The organism is Enterobacter quasimori (genome assembly GCF_018597345.1).
Lineage (GTDB): Bacteria > Pseudomonadota > Gammaproteobacteria > Enterobacterales > Enterobacteriaceae > Enterobacter > Enterobacter mori.
In genome coordinates this window covers 113,377-128,577 of the sequence record NZ_JAHEVU010000006.1, presented here as the reverse complement: position 1 = coordinate 128,577, position 15,201 = coordinate 113,377, and the positions used below count along the sequence as shown (strand labels likewise).

Annotated in this window: 17 protein-coding genes; 13 read left to right on the top strand and 4 right to left on the bottom strand. The window is 54.3% G+C overall.

Annotated elements, in window-relative coordinates; translation table 11 throughout:
• Positions 1 to 79: 79 nt before the first annotated feature.
• Both zntA and KK102_RS19975 read right to left on the bottom strand, forming a co-directional pair.
• Positions 80 to 2,251: a Zn(II)/Cd(II)/Pb(II) translocating P-type ATPase ZntA gene (gene zntA / locus KK102_RS19980; RefSeq protein ID WP_216358287.1), complete on the bottom strand. Its 2,172-nt coding sequence runs from the start codon at positions 2,249 to 2,251 to the stop codon at positions 80 to 82.
• Positions 2,252 to 2,327: 76 nt separating this feature from the next.
• The gene (locus KK102_RS19975) at positions 2,328 to 2,954 is read right to left on the bottom strand and encodes a lysoplasmalogenase (protein WP_126545887.1); all 627 of its coding nucleotides are present in this window, start codon (positions 2,952 to 2,954) and stop codon (positions 2,328 to 2,330) included.
• A gap of 129 nt (positions 2,955 to 3,083) precedes the next feature.
• On the opposite strand from KK102_RS19975, the gene KK102_RS19970 reads away from it, so the two are divergent.
• The 7 genes from KK102_RS19970 to KK102_RS19940 all read left to right on the top strand — a co-directional run bounded on the left by KK102_RS19970 (position 3,084) and on the right by KK102_RS19940 (position 7,107).
• Positions 3,084 to 3,443: a DUF2500 domain-containing protein gene (locus tag KK102_RS19970; RefSeq protein ID WP_126545886.1), complete on the top strand. Its 360-nt coding sequence runs from the start codon at positions 3,084 to 3,086 to the stop codon at positions 3,441 to 3,443.
• A gap of 241 nt (positions 3,444 to 3,684) precedes the next feature.
• Positions 3,685 to 4,164, top strand: a complete 480-nt coding sequence (locus tag KK102_RS19965) for an Hcp family type VI secretion system effector (protein WP_126545885.1) — start codon at positions 3,685 to 3,687, stop codon at positions 4,162 to 4,164.
• A 9-nt stretch (positions 4,165 to 4,173) separates the two neighbouring features.
• Positions 4,174 to 5,052 carry a hypothetical protein gene (locus tag KK102_RS19960; protein ID WP_216358286.1) on the top strand — a complete coding sequence of 293 codons (879 nt, stop codon included), beginning with the start codon at positions 4,174 to 4,176 and terminating at the stop codon, positions 5,050 to 5,052.
• A 1-nt stretch (position 5,053) separates the two neighbouring features.
• Entirely contained in the window at positions 5,054 to 5,560 is a 507-nt protein-coding gene (locus tag KK102_RS19955) for a DUF1240 domain-containing protein (RefSeq protein ID WP_126545881.1), read from the top strand.
• An 11-nt stretch (positions 5,561 to 5,571) separates the two neighbouring features.
• Entirely contained in the window at positions 5,572 to 5,874 is a 303-nt protein-coding gene (locus tag KK102_RS19950; RefSeq protein ID WP_216358285.1) for a hypothetical protein, read from the top strand.
• Between the two features lie 240 nt (positions 5,875 to 6,114).
• On the top strand, positions 6,115 to 6,384 hold the full coding sequence (locus KK102_RS22275; RefSeq protein WP_244992699.1) for a hypothetical protein: 270 nt from the start codon (positions 6,115 to 6,117) through the stop codon (positions 6,382 to 6,384).
• 183 nt (positions 6,385 to 6,567) lie between these two features.
• The gene (locus KK102_RS19940) at positions 6,568 to 7,107 is read left to right on the top strand and encodes a DUF1240 domain-containing protein (protein WP_244992697.1); all 540 of its coding nucleotides are present in this window, start codon (positions 6,568 to 6,570) and stop codon (positions 7,105 to 7,107) included.
• A 53-nt stretch (positions 7,108 to 7,160) separates the two neighbouring features.
• Here the strand turns inward: KK102_RS19940 and KK102_RS19935 are convergent, their stop codons facing one another.
• Positions 7,161 to 7,442 (bottom strand): DUF1145 family protein, encoded by a 282-nt coding sequence (locus KK102_RS19935; RefSeq protein WP_010436509.1) that lies wholly within the window; start codon positions 7,440 to 7,442, stop codon positions 7,161 to 7,163.
• On the bottom strand, positions 7,426 to 8,028 hold the full coding sequence (gene rsmD, locus KK102_RS19930; protein ID WP_010436505.1) for a 16S rRNA (guanine(966)-N(2))-methyltransferase: 603 nt from the start codon (positions 8,026 to 8,028) through the stop codon (positions 7,426 to 7,428). The genes KK102_RS19935 and rsmD overlap by 17 nt, the downstream gene beginning before the upstream one ends.
• A gap of 127 nt (positions 8,029 to 8,155) precedes the next feature.
• Here rsmD and ftsY point away from each other — a divergent pair, with 127 nt between their 5' ends.
• The 6 genes from ftsY to livJ all read left to right on the top strand — a co-directional run bounded on the left by ftsY (position 8,156) and on the right by livJ (position 15,141).
• On the top strand, positions 8,156 to 9,616 hold the full coding sequence (gene ftsY / locus KK102_RS19925) for a signal recognition particle-docking protein FtsY (protein ID WP_216358284.1): 1,461 nt from the start codon (positions 8,156 to 8,158) through the stop codon (positions 9,614 to 9,616).
• Positions 9,617 to 9,618: 2 nt separating this feature from the next.
• Positions 9,619 to 10,290 carry a cell division ATP-binding protein FtsE gene (ftsE, locus tag KK102_RS19920; protein WP_008500091.1) on the top strand — a complete coding sequence of 224 codons (672 nt, stop codon included), beginning with the start codon at positions 9,619 to 9,621 and terminating at the stop codon, positions 10,288 to 10,290.
• On the top strand, positions 10,277 to 11,332 hold the full coding sequence (gene ftsX, locus KK102_RS19915; protein ID WP_216358283.1) for a permease-like cell division protein FtsX: 1,056 nt from the start codon (positions 10,277 to 10,279) through the stop codon (positions 11,330 to 11,332). The genes ftsE and ftsX overlap by 14 nt, the downstream gene beginning before the upstream one ends.
• A gap of 251 nt (positions 11,333 to 11,583) precedes the next feature.
• The gene (rpoH, locus tag KK102_RS19910; RefSeq protein WP_010436497.1) at positions 11,584 to 12,441 is read left to right on the top strand and encodes an RNA polymerase sigma factor RpoH; all 858 of its coding nucleotides are present in this window, start codon (positions 11,584 to 11,586) and stop codon (positions 12,439 to 12,441) included.
• Positions 12,442 to 12,577: 136 nt separating this feature from the next.
• On the top strand, positions 12,578 to 13,843 hold the full coding sequence (locus tag KK102_RS19905) for a 4-aminobutyrate--2-oxoglutarate transaminase (RefSeq protein ID WP_126545875.1): 1,266 nt from the start codon (positions 12,578 to 12,580) through the stop codon (positions 13,841 to 13,843).
• 197 nt (positions 13,844 to 14,040) lie between these two features.
• On the top strand, positions 14,041 to 15,141 hold the full coding sequence (livJ, locus tag KK102_RS19900) for a branched chain amino acid ABC transporter substrate-binding protein LivJ (RefSeq protein ID WP_139157911.1): 1,101 nt from the start codon (positions 14,041 to 14,043) through the stop codon (positions 15,139 to 15,141).
• Positions 15,142 to 15,201: the final 60 nt, after the last annotated feature.

Genomic DNA, 15,201 nt, shown 5'->3' with positions numbered 1-15,201 from the left:
CGGCTACGCCTTACCCGGCCTACGGTTACGGTTCGGAGATGTCGTAGGCCCGGTAAGGCGTAGCTGCCACCGGGCATTTTTACCGACGGCGCAACAGCCGCAGCGCGTTCGCCGTCACCAGCACCGTCGCCCCCGTATCCGCCAGCACCGCCAGCCACAGGCCGGTCATGCCCAGCAGCGTGGTGACCAGGAAAATTCCCTTCAGCCCCAGCGCGATGCCGATGTTCTGGCGGATATTGGCCCGCGTCGCGCGCGCAAGATCGATCATCTGCGCCAGCCCGGTCAGGCGGTTGTGGGTCAGCGCCGCGTCCGCCGTCTCCAGCGCCACGTCGGTGCCGCTGCCCATCGCAATGCCGATGGTGGACGCCTTCATCGCCGGGGCATCGTTAATCCCGTCACCGACCATCGCCAGCGGGGCGAATGCGTTCAGTTCCGTGACCGCGCGGACTTTATCCGCGGGCAGCAATCCGGCCTTGAATTCCAGCCCCAGCTCACCGGCAATTGCCGCCGCCGCGCGCGGATTATCGCCGGTCAGGATCACGCCCTGTACGCCAAGCTGATGCAGCGCCGTCACGGCCTCTTTGGCGTCATCGCGCAGGGTGTCGCGCAGCGCCAGCATTCCCTTCGCGGCGCCGTCCTGCGTGAGGGTCACGACAGTTTGTCCGGTCTGTTCTAACGCCTCAACTTCTGGATGAGAAGACTTGCCCGCCGCGACAATCAGCACCTTTTTACCGTCAACGGTGGCCTCAATCCCCGACCCGACCAGCGCCCGCTGGGCGGTTGCCGGAGGGATGTTCAGCCCGCGCGACTGCGCTTCACGCACAATCGCCTGCGCCAGCGGGTGAGTGGAGCCCTGCTCAACGGCAGCGGCCAGCGTAAGCAGTTCATCTTCACCGATATCCTGCGGATACACGCCGGTGACCTGCGGCTTGCCGACGGTCAGCGTACCGGTTTTATCGAACGCGATTTGCTGAACCTGGCTCAGCTGCTCCAGCGCCGCGCCGCCCTTAATCAGCGCCCCGCGACGTGCCGCCGCCGCCAGCCCGGAGGTAATGGCTGCAGGCGTGGAGATCACCAGCGCGCAAGGGCAGCCGATCAGCAGCAGCGTCAGCCCTTTATAGATCCAGCCCTCCCACGGCGCGCCAAAGAACAGCGGTGGGACGACGGTGACCAGCAGGGCCACCAGCATAATGGCGGGCGTGTAGATCCGGCTGAAGCGGTCGATAAAGCGTTCGACCGGCGCGCGGCGCTCTTCGGCTTCTTCTATCAGCCTGAGGATGCGGTCGATGGCGCTGTCGCCCGGTTCGGAAAGGACGGTGAGCTGCACCAGACGGTCGACGCTGGTGGCGCCTGCAGGCACTTTTTCACCCGCCGCGCGTTCAACCGGAATGGATTCCCCGGTCAGGGCGCTCTCGTCGAAGCTCGCGGTGGCGGTAACCAGCGCACCATCGGCGGGTAAACGACCGCCCGCGGCGACTTCAATCACGTCTCCGGGACGCAGGGTATTAATCGCCACTGTTTCACGATTGCCGTTATTTACCCGTGTGGCGGTTTCAGGCTTCAGCGCCATCAGCGCGCTGACCCCTTTACGCGCCCGGCTCGCCGCCCAGCCCTCAAGCCGTTCGCCGATTAAGAACAGCAGCAGCACCATCGCCGCTTCCGCCGTCGCGCCAATGAACAGCGCGCCGATGGCTGCCACGCTCATCAGCGTTTCGATGGCAAACCAGCTGCCGCTTTTCATCAGGCGCAGCGCCTGGCGGGCAATCGGGAACAGCCCGACCAGCGTGGTGGCGATAAACGCCAGATTGCCGAACGGGTGGTTAATCTGTTCCAGCCCCCAGCTCAGGGCCATCATGATGATGAGAGTAATGAGCGGCAGGTTTTCCCGCAGGGATGACGTTTTTTCCGCGGGCGCGGCTTCGCTACGCAGGCTGTAACCCGCCTTGCTTACCGCGGCTTCCACCTGTTTACTGACGTCGTTTTCGGCGTTAACCAGCAGCTTTTCGGTGGCGAACAGCACCTGAACGTGACTCACGCCCGGCACCTGCATCACCGCGTTTTCCACTTTGCGCGCGCAGGCCGCGCAGTCCATGCCGTTGACGACCCAGCTGTAGCGGTTGCCGCTTTCGGGCAGCATTTCAGTCTGCGTTTCGCACGCGCCTTCGCAGCAGCAGTCGTCTTTCGACGGAACCGGGCTGAGCTTAAGTGCCGAGAATTGTGGAACTTTTTTAGATGTTTCTGGAGTCGACATGGCAGTCTCCGGTAATGATAATTTTCTCATTAACCGCAGCATACACTCTGGAGTCGACTCCAGAGTCAAGACTTATTTAAATATACAGCGAACGCACGATCAGGAAGTGCCCGGCAAAGTAGCAGGCGGCGGCAATCGCGTTATCCGCGCGGAAGCGACGACGATAGTGGCTGCCCAGCCAGACGACATTCCCGATGAGCAGCAGCGCCGCGCCGAAGAAGGCGGACATCGCCTGCGACGTCGGACGGAAGAACCACAGCTCGCCTGCCAGCCACACCATCACCAGCGTCATGGCGATAAAGGTACAGACCGGCAAACGCATCTCTTCCAGACGCGACCAGATCACCGCAATCAGCAGCGCGCCAATCACCAGCAGCACCAGCGGCAGCGGCCAGAAGAAGGAGAGCGTCATCTGGCTGGCAAAGTAGATGGTATAAAGCAGATGCGACAGGAAGAACGCGCCGACGGCATAGAGCAGGCGCTGACGGGGGAGCAGGGTGAGGGCATCGCCTATCAGGGACGCGCACAGCCCGGCGAGAACCAGATAGCTGACGGCGTTGAACATCGGCGCTTGCCAGGCCAGCAGCAGCAGAAGCAGCAGCGTGACGGGCTTAAACAGCCAGCGCTGCCAGGTGGGGCCACGATACGACGCATCGACAAAAAGCCATGCGGACAAACAGACGGCGATAAATGACCAAAGCATATTAACTCCCTGTATCTGTTGAGGCTGAATAATCAGTTTCTGATCCAGTGTAGTGACGCGGGCGGGCGTTTGGCAATGACGGGGAAGGCAAGGTATCCTGAATTCCGCAAAATCTGATGGGATTTATCAATGAGCAAGATGCCGCTGTTTTTCATTATCGTGGTGGCGATTATCGTCATTGCCGCCTCGTTCCGTTTCGTGCAGCAGCGCCGCGAGAAGGCGGATAACGACGCCGCGCCGCTGATGCAAAAGCGCGTGGTGGTGACCAACAAACGCGAGAAACCGCTCAACGACCGCCGCTCGCGCCAGCAGCAGGTGACGCCTGCGGGCACAACGATGCGCTATGAAGCGAGCTTTAAGCCGGAAACGGGCGGCCTGGAGATGACCTTCCGCCTGGAGGCGCAGCAGTACCATCAGCTGACGGTGGGGGAGAAAGGAACGCTGAGCTACAAAGGGTCGCGATTTGAAGGGTTTTCGTCGGCACAGTAATCAGTTGAGCGGCACTGAATTTCCTCACCAGTGCCGCTCATTAATGTAACTAATATATATATTATGGAGTAAATATAATTGTGATTTATGTTTTATAATTCATTCTCTTTTTCATAACTCCCTAAGCAACTTAAAATATCGACTGCATCACTATCTCACCCCTTTTTCCTTTATATAATTTCATTGTTGTTATCGAATGAATATATAGATTCACCATTGTGAAATAAATAAAGGTATTTATATGGCGAATACAATGTGGTTGACGTTGAAGGGACAGACACAGGGATTAATTTCTGAGGGATGTGCGTCGATAGAGTCAATAAGGAATAAATCACAGCCTGCTCATCGAGATCAGATTATGGTCATGGCAATTAATCACGGAATGAGTCGGGCGCAAAATGTAAATCATCAGTGTTTGACGTTTATTAAGCCTGTAGATAAATCCTCGCCGTTGTTGGGGAAAGCCATCACTGACAATGAAACGCTGAGCTGTGAATTTAGCTTTTATCGCACCAGTCAGGCGGGTTTAAACGAGTGCTATTACACCTTAAAACTGATTAATGCCAGGATCTCCAGCCTCCATCTACAGGTGCCGCATACCATTGATGACAGTGCGGGTCAGCCAGAAGAAATCATTGAACTGTCATACGAATCTATTGCCTGGGAACACCGAATGGGTGGAACCAGCGCCTACAGTATCTGGGATGAGCGAATTTTTTAAGGAATGATGATGAAAGGATATACGGACTGGATAGGGGATCAACGTGAAGATATTCTCAGAGGAAATAACTGGCAGCGTAATCTGCGTTTCGAACATGAAATCAATCAGTTGAAAAATACCCTGGTCAACAATGCCCACCACATCATGCTGCTCACGCCGGACGAGGCGCAGGATGTGATTGATGATTTGTTAGGTAGTCAGCCTGTCAGCTTTTCCACTACCTATTCCGGTAATATCAAAGAGACAATTTCTGCGGCTAAGAATCTGTCGAAGCTATTTTCTTATCAGCAGGCCGGGAAGATTGTTTTCACCTTAAAAGGTTTTGGGATCAAAGCAACACAGTATGCTTATCAGGGAAAACTGTATGTGAAGATTACAGGTTACCCTTCTTTGCGACGCATTCTTAGCGGAACGCGTTACCGGATTAATCACCCCAAAGTGCTTGAGGTGGGTATTGGCAGCGCCGGGTATCGAAACGGCATTATGTCAGGAGCCAGATTCTGCATCTGGTTTTCCGCATGCTGGCGGTTGGTCGAACTGATCTTTAAATCTGACCATGATGTCGCCGCATTCCTGGGGAATGTGACGATGGATGTGGCGAAGGTGATTATGGGGGTTTTTGTTTCGAGATTGGCTGGAAGGGGGGCTGTGTGGTTCGTATCAACATTTGTAGCGAGTGCGGCTGTTCCTGTATGGGGGCAAATAGTTTGTATAGTTGCATTAGGTATAATTATTGCTTCTGCATTGAATGTTATCGATAAAAAGTACAAATTATCAAATGATCTTATAGATTGCCTGAGAAAGGGGCTGAAAGAGCAGCAAAAAATTGCAGAGTGGAACGCCAGAAACCCGGTATATGGAAGTTCATTTTACCGGGGGAATTACTGATATGAGCATTAACATCAATCTCGATAAAATAAAGACACGATGTGGTTGTTTTTTTTGCTTGATCTTATTTAGTGGTATCACTTGGGGGTGTTATGAAGCGAGCGTGCCAGCCATAGCCGAACTCATTCAATTAAGAAGTGTTGTTTATTTTTTATGGGGGTCTTTTTTTTTATTGTTTGTTTTTCCGGTTTCTTGTTGTTTTGTTTTAGTTATTGCATACGTGACCTTTACGAAAAAAATGCGGCCACCCAAGTTTTTTGCTAAAGGAATTACCATCGGCTTTCACGTTATGGGGGCAGGATTTGTTATTGGCAATATCCTCTCTTTTATCGTCATATTTTATCCCCTTGGAACCAACTATGTCTTATGTGAGCGTTCCGGGCCCTTTTCGGGAACGTATTACACCCGGACCGAAGAGATTTGCACGCAGGTAAAATACCTGCTTAAAACAAGAGCCAGAGATATCCAAAAACTGAATGATCAACTGGACGGCGTATCGCCGCAGTGATGGGGAGTGTGATGATGGATGTGGCGAAAGTGATTGTGGGGGTTTTTGTTTCGAGATTGGCTGGGAGTATTTCCTCGTTGGCTATATCAACATTTATAGCGAGTGCAGCTGTTCCTGTTTGGGGGCAAATAGTTTGCGTGGTTGCATTAGGTGTATTGATTGCTTATTCGCTGAACGTTGTGGACAAACGTTATGATTTATCAGATAAACTAATAGGGTTTATTAAAAAAGGACTGAAGGAAAAGCATAAAATTGCAGAGTGGAACGCTCGAAACTCGGTATATGGCACTTCGTTTTATCCGGGGGCGTACTAATATGGGTGTTAACATTAATCTGGATAAAATAAAGAAAAGATGTGGTTGTTTTTTATGCCTTATCTTATTTAGTGGTATCACTTGGGGTTTTTATGCTGCGAGTGTTCCAGACATCACTGATCTCATTGAATCAAGAAGTATTATTTATTTTTTTTTTGGGGTTCATTTTTCATGTTATTTGTTTTTCCGGTTTCTTTTTGTTTTGTTTTGGTTATTGCATATGTAACCTTTACGAGAAACATGCAGCCACCCCGCTTCTTCGCCAAAGGCATTACCGTCGGCTGTCACGTTATGGGGGCAGGGTTTGTTATTGGCAATATCCTCTCTTTTATCGTTATATTTTATCCCCTGGGTACCCACTACGTCTTATGTGAACGTTCAGGACCCTTTTCGGGAACGTATTACACCCGGACCGAGGAGATTTGTACGCAGGTAAAATACCTGCTCAAAACAAGAGCCAGAGATATCGAAAAACTCAATGACCAGCTGGATGGCGTCACGGCGCAGTGATGGGGAATGTGACGATGGATGTAGCGAGTGAGAATGTTCCTTTTTTGGGCAGGGTATTGATTATTTATCAGCTGAATGTGTTGGGCAAACAGTACGATCTATCAAGTAACCTTATTAGTTGCATGAGAAAAATTATGAAAGAGCAGCAAAAAATAGCAGAGTGGAACACTCGAGATTCGGTCAATGGACGTTCATTTAACCGGGGGTATTGCTGATATGGGCGTAACAATTGATGTTGATAACTTAAAAAAAAGATGTTTTTTATTGCTGGTTATTGTTTTTTGTTGTGGATTTGCCTGGTTGGCATATTACATAAGTATACAAGATATCACTGACTTGATTGAATCAAGGAGTATTGTTTATTTTTTTTTGGGGGCTTTTATTAGTGTACTATCCACTCCGGCTTTTTGTTATTTTGCATTTGTGTTTGTATTTGCGTTTTTTACAAAAAATCTTCAGGCACCCAAACTCCTGGCGAAAGGAGTTACCCTTGCATATCACTACTTCGGAGTGATATTTATCATTGGCAACATCCTCTCTTTTATCGTCATATTCTATCCCCTCGGTACCCACTACGTCTTATGTGAACGTTCAGGACCCTTTTCGGGAACGTATTACACCCGGACCGAGGAGATTTGTACGCAGGTAAAATACCTGCTCAAAACAAGAGCCAGAGATATCCAAAAACTGAAAGATCAACTGGACGGCGTTACGCCGCAGTGATGGTTTTTCGTAGGCCCGGATTCGCTGCACGCCACCGGGCAACTAAACGCACCTTACTTCTTCACCTGCGCCTTAAACTTCTTCATCCACACCAGCAGCTCAAACACGCCGAAAATAAACACGCGCAGCTGCTGCCATCCGGTCATCTGCGGGCCGTCTTTCGGCAGACCGTTTTTCAGCATCACCATCTGCAGGGCGTGCATAAACGACGTGAAAATCAGCGCCACGTTAACGAAAATGTTCATCGGGCGCGGGAAAGGATGCACCAGATTCAGAATCAAAAACGCCCAGACGCCCAGCATCAGCAAACGTCCCAGGTTAATCAGTACCGGCATCGGATCCTCCTTGTGCCTGACGGTGATACAGACGATAAGCAACCTGACCGGCGACCTTTTCGCGGTGCAGATCCCAGTGCGCGGGCACCGGCGGCAAACCGTTCTCCACTTCGCTTTCTACATAGATTAGCGCGTCATCCGCCAGCCAGCCGTTTTGCTCCAGCAGGGATAACGTCTCTTCCAGCAGCCCCTTGCGGAACGGTGGGTCGACAAACACCACGTTGTGCGGTGTGCCCTGTTGCGCGAGGAAGCTTAGCGTGTTGGTGTTGACCACTTTGGCGTTGCTCGCCTTCAGCGTCGCCAGATTTTGCTGCAGCGTCTGCGCCACGCCGCGCTCCATCTCCAGCAGCGTGGCGCTGGCGGCATAGCGCGACAGCGCTTCAAGCCCTAATGCGCCGCTTCCGGCGAAGCAGTCCAGGCAGCGGGCGTCTACCATTGACGGGGCCAGCCAGTTAAACAGCGTCTCGCGCACGCGGTCGGTAGTGGGGCGTAAACCGGGGCTGTCCGGCACCGGTAATTTCCGGCCTCGCCACTGACCGCCGATAATACGAATTTGACCGGCCGGGGCGCGGTTGGGTTTCTTCATCTCAGGAAAGCTCTGTTAACAATTGGCCTGCGATTGCGGGCGGTGATGTCAATTAAGTAAAGTGTTAGACTATTTCATCATTTTTTTAGCTTACATGTATATAGCGCCGCGAGGAGTGTAGTCGCAGATGGCAAAACAAAAAAAACGTGGCTTCTTTTCCTGGCTGGGCTTCGGTGAAAAAGAGCAAGAAACAGAACAGAAAACCGAAGAACAACAAGCCGTTGAAGAGCCGTCGCAGCCTGAAACGCCTGTAGAAACCGCCGCGGTTGTCGAAGCGGAAGAGACGGCGCACAGCAAAGAAGAGATTGAATCTTTTGCTGAAGAGGTGGTTGAGGTCACTGAGCAGGTTCAGGAAAGCGAGAAGCCAGAGCCGGTTGTCGTCGAAGAAATGACCCACGCACCGCAGGCCGTTATTGAGCACGAAGAGCTGCCGCTGCCGGAAGAGGTGAAAGCCGAAGAGGTGTCTGCCGAAGAGTGGCAGGCCGAAGCGGAAACCGTTGAAATTGTTGAAGCGGTGGAAGAAGAAGCGACACGCGAGCCAGAACTGACCGACGAAGAGCTGGAAGCCCAGGCGCTGGCGGCGGAAGCCGCTGAAGAAGCGGTCATCGTGGTGCCGGTGGAAGAAGAACCGGAAGAAGAGACCGTTCAGGAGCAGGAAAAACCGACCAAAGAAGGTTTCTTCGCGCGCCTGAAGCGTAGCCTGCTCAAAACCAAAGAAAACTTAGGTTCCGGATTTATCAGTTTGTTCCGCGGCAAGAAGATCGACGACGATCTCTTTGAGGAGCTGGAAGAACAGCTGCTGATTGCGGACGTGGGGGTCGAAACTACCCGTAAGATCATCGCCAACCTGACCGAAGGGGCGAGCCGCAAACAGCTGCGCGACGCCGAAGCGCTGTACGGCCTGCTGAAAGACGAGATGGGTGAAATTCTCGCAAAAGTTGACGAACCGCTTAATATTGAAGGCAAAACGCCATTTGTTATTCTGATGGTGGGCGTGAACGGCGTGGGTAAAACCACCACCATCGGCAAGCTGGCGCGTCAGTTCGAGCAGCAGGGCAAATCGGTGATGCTGGCGGCGGGCGATACCTTCCGTGCGGCGGCGGTTGAGCAGCTGCAGGTCTGGGGCCAGCGCAACAACATTCCGGTGATTGCCCAGCATACCGGCGCGGATTCCGCATCCGTGATCTTCGACGCCATCCAGGCGGCGAAGGCGCGTAACGTGGACGTGCTGATTGCCGATACCGCAGGGCGTTTGCAGAACAAATCGCACCTGATGGAAGAGTTGAAGAAAATCGTCCGCGTCATGAAGAAGCTGGACGAAGACGCACCGCATGAAATTATGCTGACCATTGACGCCAGCACCGGGCAGAACGCCATCAGCCAGGCGAAGCTGTTCACTGAAGCGGTAGGACTGACGGGGATCGCGCTGACCAAGCTGGACGGCACCGCGAAAGGCGGGGTGATCTTCTCCGTGGCTGACCAGTTCGGCATTCCTATTCGTTACATCGGTGTGGGCGAGCGTATTGAGGATTTGCGTCCGTTTAAGGCGGACGACTTTATTGAGGCATTATTTGCCCGAGAGGACTAACAATGATTCGCTTTGAACACGTCAGCAAGGCCTATCTCGGTGGGAGACAAGCGCTGCAGGGGGTCACATTCCACCTGCAGCCGGGCGAGATGGCATTCCTGACCGGCCATTCCGGCGCGGGGAAAAGTACCCTGCTCAAGCTTATCTGTGGGATCGAACGGCCCAGTGCCGGGAAAATCTTTTTCAGCGGCCACGAAATTAGCCGCCTGAAAAACCGCGAAGTGCCGTTCCTGCGTCGTCAGATCGGCATGATTTTCCAGGATCACCACCTGCTGATGGATCGCACCGTTTTCGATAACGTGGCCATTCCGCTGATTATTGCCGGCGCCAGCTATGACGATATCCGCCGTCGCGTCTCTGCGGCGCTGGATAAGGTCGGGCTGCTGGACAAAGCGAAGAACTTCCCGATCCAGCTGTCCGGCGGTGAGCAGCAGCGCGTGGGCATCGCCCGTGCGGTGGTGAACAAGCCTGCCGTACTGCTGGCGGATGAACCAACCGGTAACCTGGACGATGCCCTGTCCGAAGGGATTTTGCGTCTGTTTGAGGAATTCAACCGCGTAGGGGTCACGGTATTGATGGCGACGCACGACATCGGGCTCATTTCCCGTCGTTCGTACCGCATGCTGACCCTGAGCGACGGGCATTTGCACGGAGGCCACGGTGAACAAGCGTGATGCAATGAACCAGATTCGGCAGTTCGGGAACCGGTTTGACCGTTTCCGCAAGCCGCAGGGCGGCGGTGACGGCAATCGTAATACGCCAAAGCGCGCGAAGGCCGCGCCGAAGCCGAACTCCCGCAAGACCAACGTGTTCAACGAGCAGGTGCGCTATGCCTTCCAGGGGGCATTGCAGGATCTGAAAAGCAAGCCGCTGGCGACGTTCCTGACGGTGATGGTGATCGCCATCTCCCTGACGCTGCCAAGCGTCTGCTACATGGTCTATAAGAACGTTAACCAGGCAGCGTCGCAGTATTATCCGTCGCCGCAGATCACCGTTTATCTGGATAAAGCGCTCGACGATAACGCGGCGGCGCAGGTGGTCGGGCAAATCCAGGCCGAACAGGGCGTGGAGAAGGTTAACTATCTCTCGCGCGATGAAGCGCTGGGCGAGTTCCGCAACTGGTCAGGCTTTGGCGGCGCGCTGGATATGCTGGAAGAGAACCCGCTGCCCGCCGTGGCGGTGGTGATCCCGAAGCTTGATTTCCAGGGCGCCGATTCGCTTAATACCCTGCGCGACCGCATCACCCGTATCAACGGGATTGATGAAGTGCGCATGGACGACAGCTGGTTCGCCCGTCTTGCTGCCCTGACCGGGCTGGTGGGGCGCGTCGCGGCGATGATAGGCGTGCTGATGGTGGCGGCGGTGTTCCTCGTCATTGGTAACAGCGTGCGTCTGAGCATCTTCGCCCGCCGCGATACCATCAACGTGCAGAAACTGATTGGCGCGACGGATGGTTTCATCCTCCGTCCGTTCCTCTACGGCGGCGCGCTGCTCGGTTTTTCCGGCGCATTTCTTTCACTGATATTGTCAGAAATTTTGGTGATGCGGCTTTCCTCTGCCGTGACTGAAGTGGCGCAGGTTTTCGGAACGAAGTTTGATATCAGTGGCTTAGGGTTCGATGAGTGCCTGCTGTTGCTGCTGGTGTGCTCCATGATCGGCTGGGTAGCCGCATGGCTGGCGACGGTTCAACATTTACGCCACTTTACTCCCGACTAATAAAAGCGTGATATAATCTTTCCCTGCACCGAGATGTTCGCTCTGCAGGGAAAGCGTCCCTGTTGTCTCTTCCCCTGTTATCATCTTCATGTCACATTTTGTGCGTAATTTATTCACCGTTGCACCTGGAACTTGTGGATAAAATCACGGTCTGATAAAAGTGTGAATGCTAATCTCGCTGCTCAAACGCTTTGGCATGGTTGTTGCTTGATGGGGACAGCCTGGACCAGAAGAAACATTGAGAGGAATGAATGACCAAAGAAATGCAAACTTTAGCTTTAGCCCCTGTTGGTAACCTGGAATCTTACATCCGGGCTGCGAACACCTGGCCGATGTTAACGGCCGAGGAAGAAAAGGAGCTTGCTGAAAAGCTGCATTACCAGGGCGATCTGGAAGCAGCTAAGACGCTGATCCTGTCTCACCTGCGCTTTGTTGTTCACGTTGCTCGTAACTACTCGGGCTACGGCCTGCCGCAGGCGGACTTGATTCAGGAAGGTAACATCGGCCTGATGAAGGCTGTACGTCGCTTCAACCCGGAAGTGGGTGTGCGACTGGTCTCCTTCGCCGTGCACTGGATCAAAGCAGAAATTCACGAATACGTCCTGCGCAACTGGCGTATTGTGAAGGTCGCCACGACAAAAGCGCAGCGCAAGCTGTTCTTCAACCTGCGTAAAACCAAGCAGCGTCTGGGCTGGTTCAACCAGGATGAAGTGGAAATGGTGGCGCGCGAGCTGGGCGTATCCAGCAAAGACGTCCGTGAGATGGAATCCCGCATGGCCGCGCAGGACATGACCTTTGACATGTCCTCCGACGACGACGCCTCTGACAGCCAGCCGATGGCCCCGGTCCTGTACCTGCAGGATAAAACCTCTAACTTTGCCGACGGCATTGAAGAGGACAACTGGGAAGACCAGGCGGCGAACAAGCTGACTTTCGCGATGGAAGGCCTCGACGAGCGTAGCCAGGATATCATCCGCGCCCGCTGGCTGGACGAAGACAACAAGTCCACGCTGCAGGAGCTGGCCGACCGCTACGGCGTTTCCGCGGAACGTGTCCGTCAGCTTGAAAAGAACGCCATGAAAAAACTTCGCGCCGCTATCGAAGCGTAATCTAAGCGAAGTACACCGATAACCCCTGGATGCGAGTCCGGGGGTTTTGTTTTTTTAGCGCCCGCTCTGGCGAATTCCCTCCCCCTGGCAAACACTTACTGATGCGCTAAGCAGGCGACTTTCTCAGGGGGACAGGGTGAAAAATAACGAACTGAACGACCGGCGTTTACAGGCGACGCCGCGCGGCATCGGCGTGATGTGTAACTTCTATGCCGATAAAGCTGAAAACGCCACGGTGTGGGACGTGGAAGGCAATGAGTACATCGACTTCGCCGCCGGGATCGCGGTGCTGAATACCGGCCATCGCCATCCCAAAGTCATTGCCGCCATCGAAAAACAACTCCACGCCTTCACCCACACGGCCTACCAGATCGTGCCGTATGAGGGCTACGTCGCGCTTGCCGAACGCATCAACCAGCGCGTGCCGATTGACGGTCCTGCCAAGACCGCCTTCTTCTCGACGGGCGCAGAAGCGGTTGAAAACGCGGTCAAAATTGCCCGCGCGTACACCAAACGCCCCGGTCTTATCACCTTTGGCGGTGCCTTCCATGGCCGCACCTTTATGACCATGGCGCTGACCGGTAAAGTTGCGCCGTACAAACTCGGCTTTGGCCCGTTCCCCGGTTCGGTGTACCACGCACAGTTCCCAAACGATCTGCACGGCATCAGCACGGCGGAAGCGTTAAAAAGCCTGGAGCGCATTTTCAAAGCGGATATCGCGCCAGACCAGGTGGCGGCCATTATCCTTGAACCGGTTCAGGGTGAGGGCGGGTTTAACGTCGCGCCCGCCGATTTTATGCAGGCGCTGCGTGCCCTGTGCGATACCCACGGGATTTTGCTGATTGCCGACGAGGTCCAGACCGGCTTCGCCCGCACCGGCAAGCTGTTCTCGATGGAAAACCACTGCGTGAAGCCGGACCTTATCACCATGGCAAAAAGCCTGGCGGGCGGGATGCCGCTTTCGGCGGTCTCTGGTCGGGCGGAGGTGATGGACGCCCCCGCGCCCGGCGGGCTGGGCGGCACCTACGCGGGTAACCCGCTGGCGATTGCCGCGGCCCATGCGGTGCTGGACGTGATTGACGAAGAAGATCTCTGCACCCGCGCGGCGCACCTTGGCCACCATCTGGTAGAGGTACTACATAAAGCGAAGGATGGCTGCCCGTATATTGCCGACATTCGTGCGCAAGGCTCTATGGTGGCGGTGGAGTTCAACGATCCGCAATCCGGGCAACCGTCGCCGGACTTCACCCGACAGGTGCAGGAACGCGCGTTGAACGAAGGGCTGCTGCTCCTGAGCTGCGGCGTGTACGGCAACGTGATTCGCTTCCTCTATCCGCTCACGATCCCCGAAGCGCAGTTCCGACAGGCGCTGGATATCATTTCCGCCTCGCTGACACGATAAAGCCAAAAGCCCGACGCAAAACGGTGCCGGGCATAGCATAGAGACATTTCAAATTAGCTATTCCAAAATCATAAAAATCGGGTATGTTTTAGCAGAGTATGCTGAAAAAGCGCGAACAGCACACCTATAACTGACATAAAGCGCTGCACAACAACATCACAACAATCGTAATAACCATAATAATGGGGAATCTCAGGATGAACATGAAGGGTAAAGCGTTACTGGCAGGATGTATCGCGTTGGCATTTAGCACCATGGCACAGGCAGATATCAAAGTGGCTGTGGTTGGCGCGATGTCCGGTCCGGTAGCGCAGTACGGCGATCAGGAGTTTACTGGCGCAGAACAGGCGGTTGCAGACATTAATGCCAAAGGCGGCATCAAGGGCGAAAAACTGCAGATCGTAAAATATGATGATGCCTGTGACCCGAAACAAGCGGTCGCGGTGGCGAACAAAGTGGTGAACGACGGGATCAAATACGTTATCGGTCACCTGTGCTCCTCCTCTACGCAGCCCGCGTCTGACATCTACGAAGACGAAGGCATTCTGATGATCACCCCGGCTGCAACCGCGCCGGAACTGACCTCGCGCGGCTACAAGCTGACCCTGCGCACCACCGGTCTGGACTCTGACCAGGGCCCAACCGCGGCGAAATACATCGTTGAAAAAGTGAAGCCGAAGCGCATCGCTATCGTTCACGACAAGCAGCAGTACGGTGAAGGTCTGGCGCGCTCCGTCCAGGACAACCTGAAGAAAGCCAACGCTGACGTGGTGTTCTTCGACGGTATTACCGCCGGTGAGAAAGACTTCTCCACCCTGGTGGCGCGTCTGAAGAAAGAGAATATTGATTTCGTTTACTACGGTGGCTACCACCCGGAAATGGGCCAGATCCTGCGCCAGGCTCGCGCTGCCGGTCTGAAAACCCAGTTTATGGGGCCGGAAGGCGTGGCGAACGTCTCTCTGTCTAACATCGCGGGTGAGTCCGCTGAAGGCCTGCTGGTGACCAAGCCGAAGAACTACGACCAGGTTCCTGCGAACAAACCTATCGTGGATGCGATCAAGGCGAAGAAACAGGATCCAAGCGGCGCGTTCGTCTGGACCACCTACGCGGCGCTGCAGTCGCTGCAGGCGGGCCTGAACCAGTCAGCCGATCCGGCTGAGATTGCCACTTGGCTGAAAGCGAACTCCGTGGAAACCGTCATGGGGCCGCTGTCATGGGATGAGAAGGGCGATCTGAAGGGCTTCGAGTTCGGCGTGTTTGACTGGCATGCTAACGGGACTGCTACTGACGCAAAATAAACGCAAATGGCAACCGTAAGGTTGCCATTTTAGTGTTTGCACCCTCTCCCCGTGGGAGAG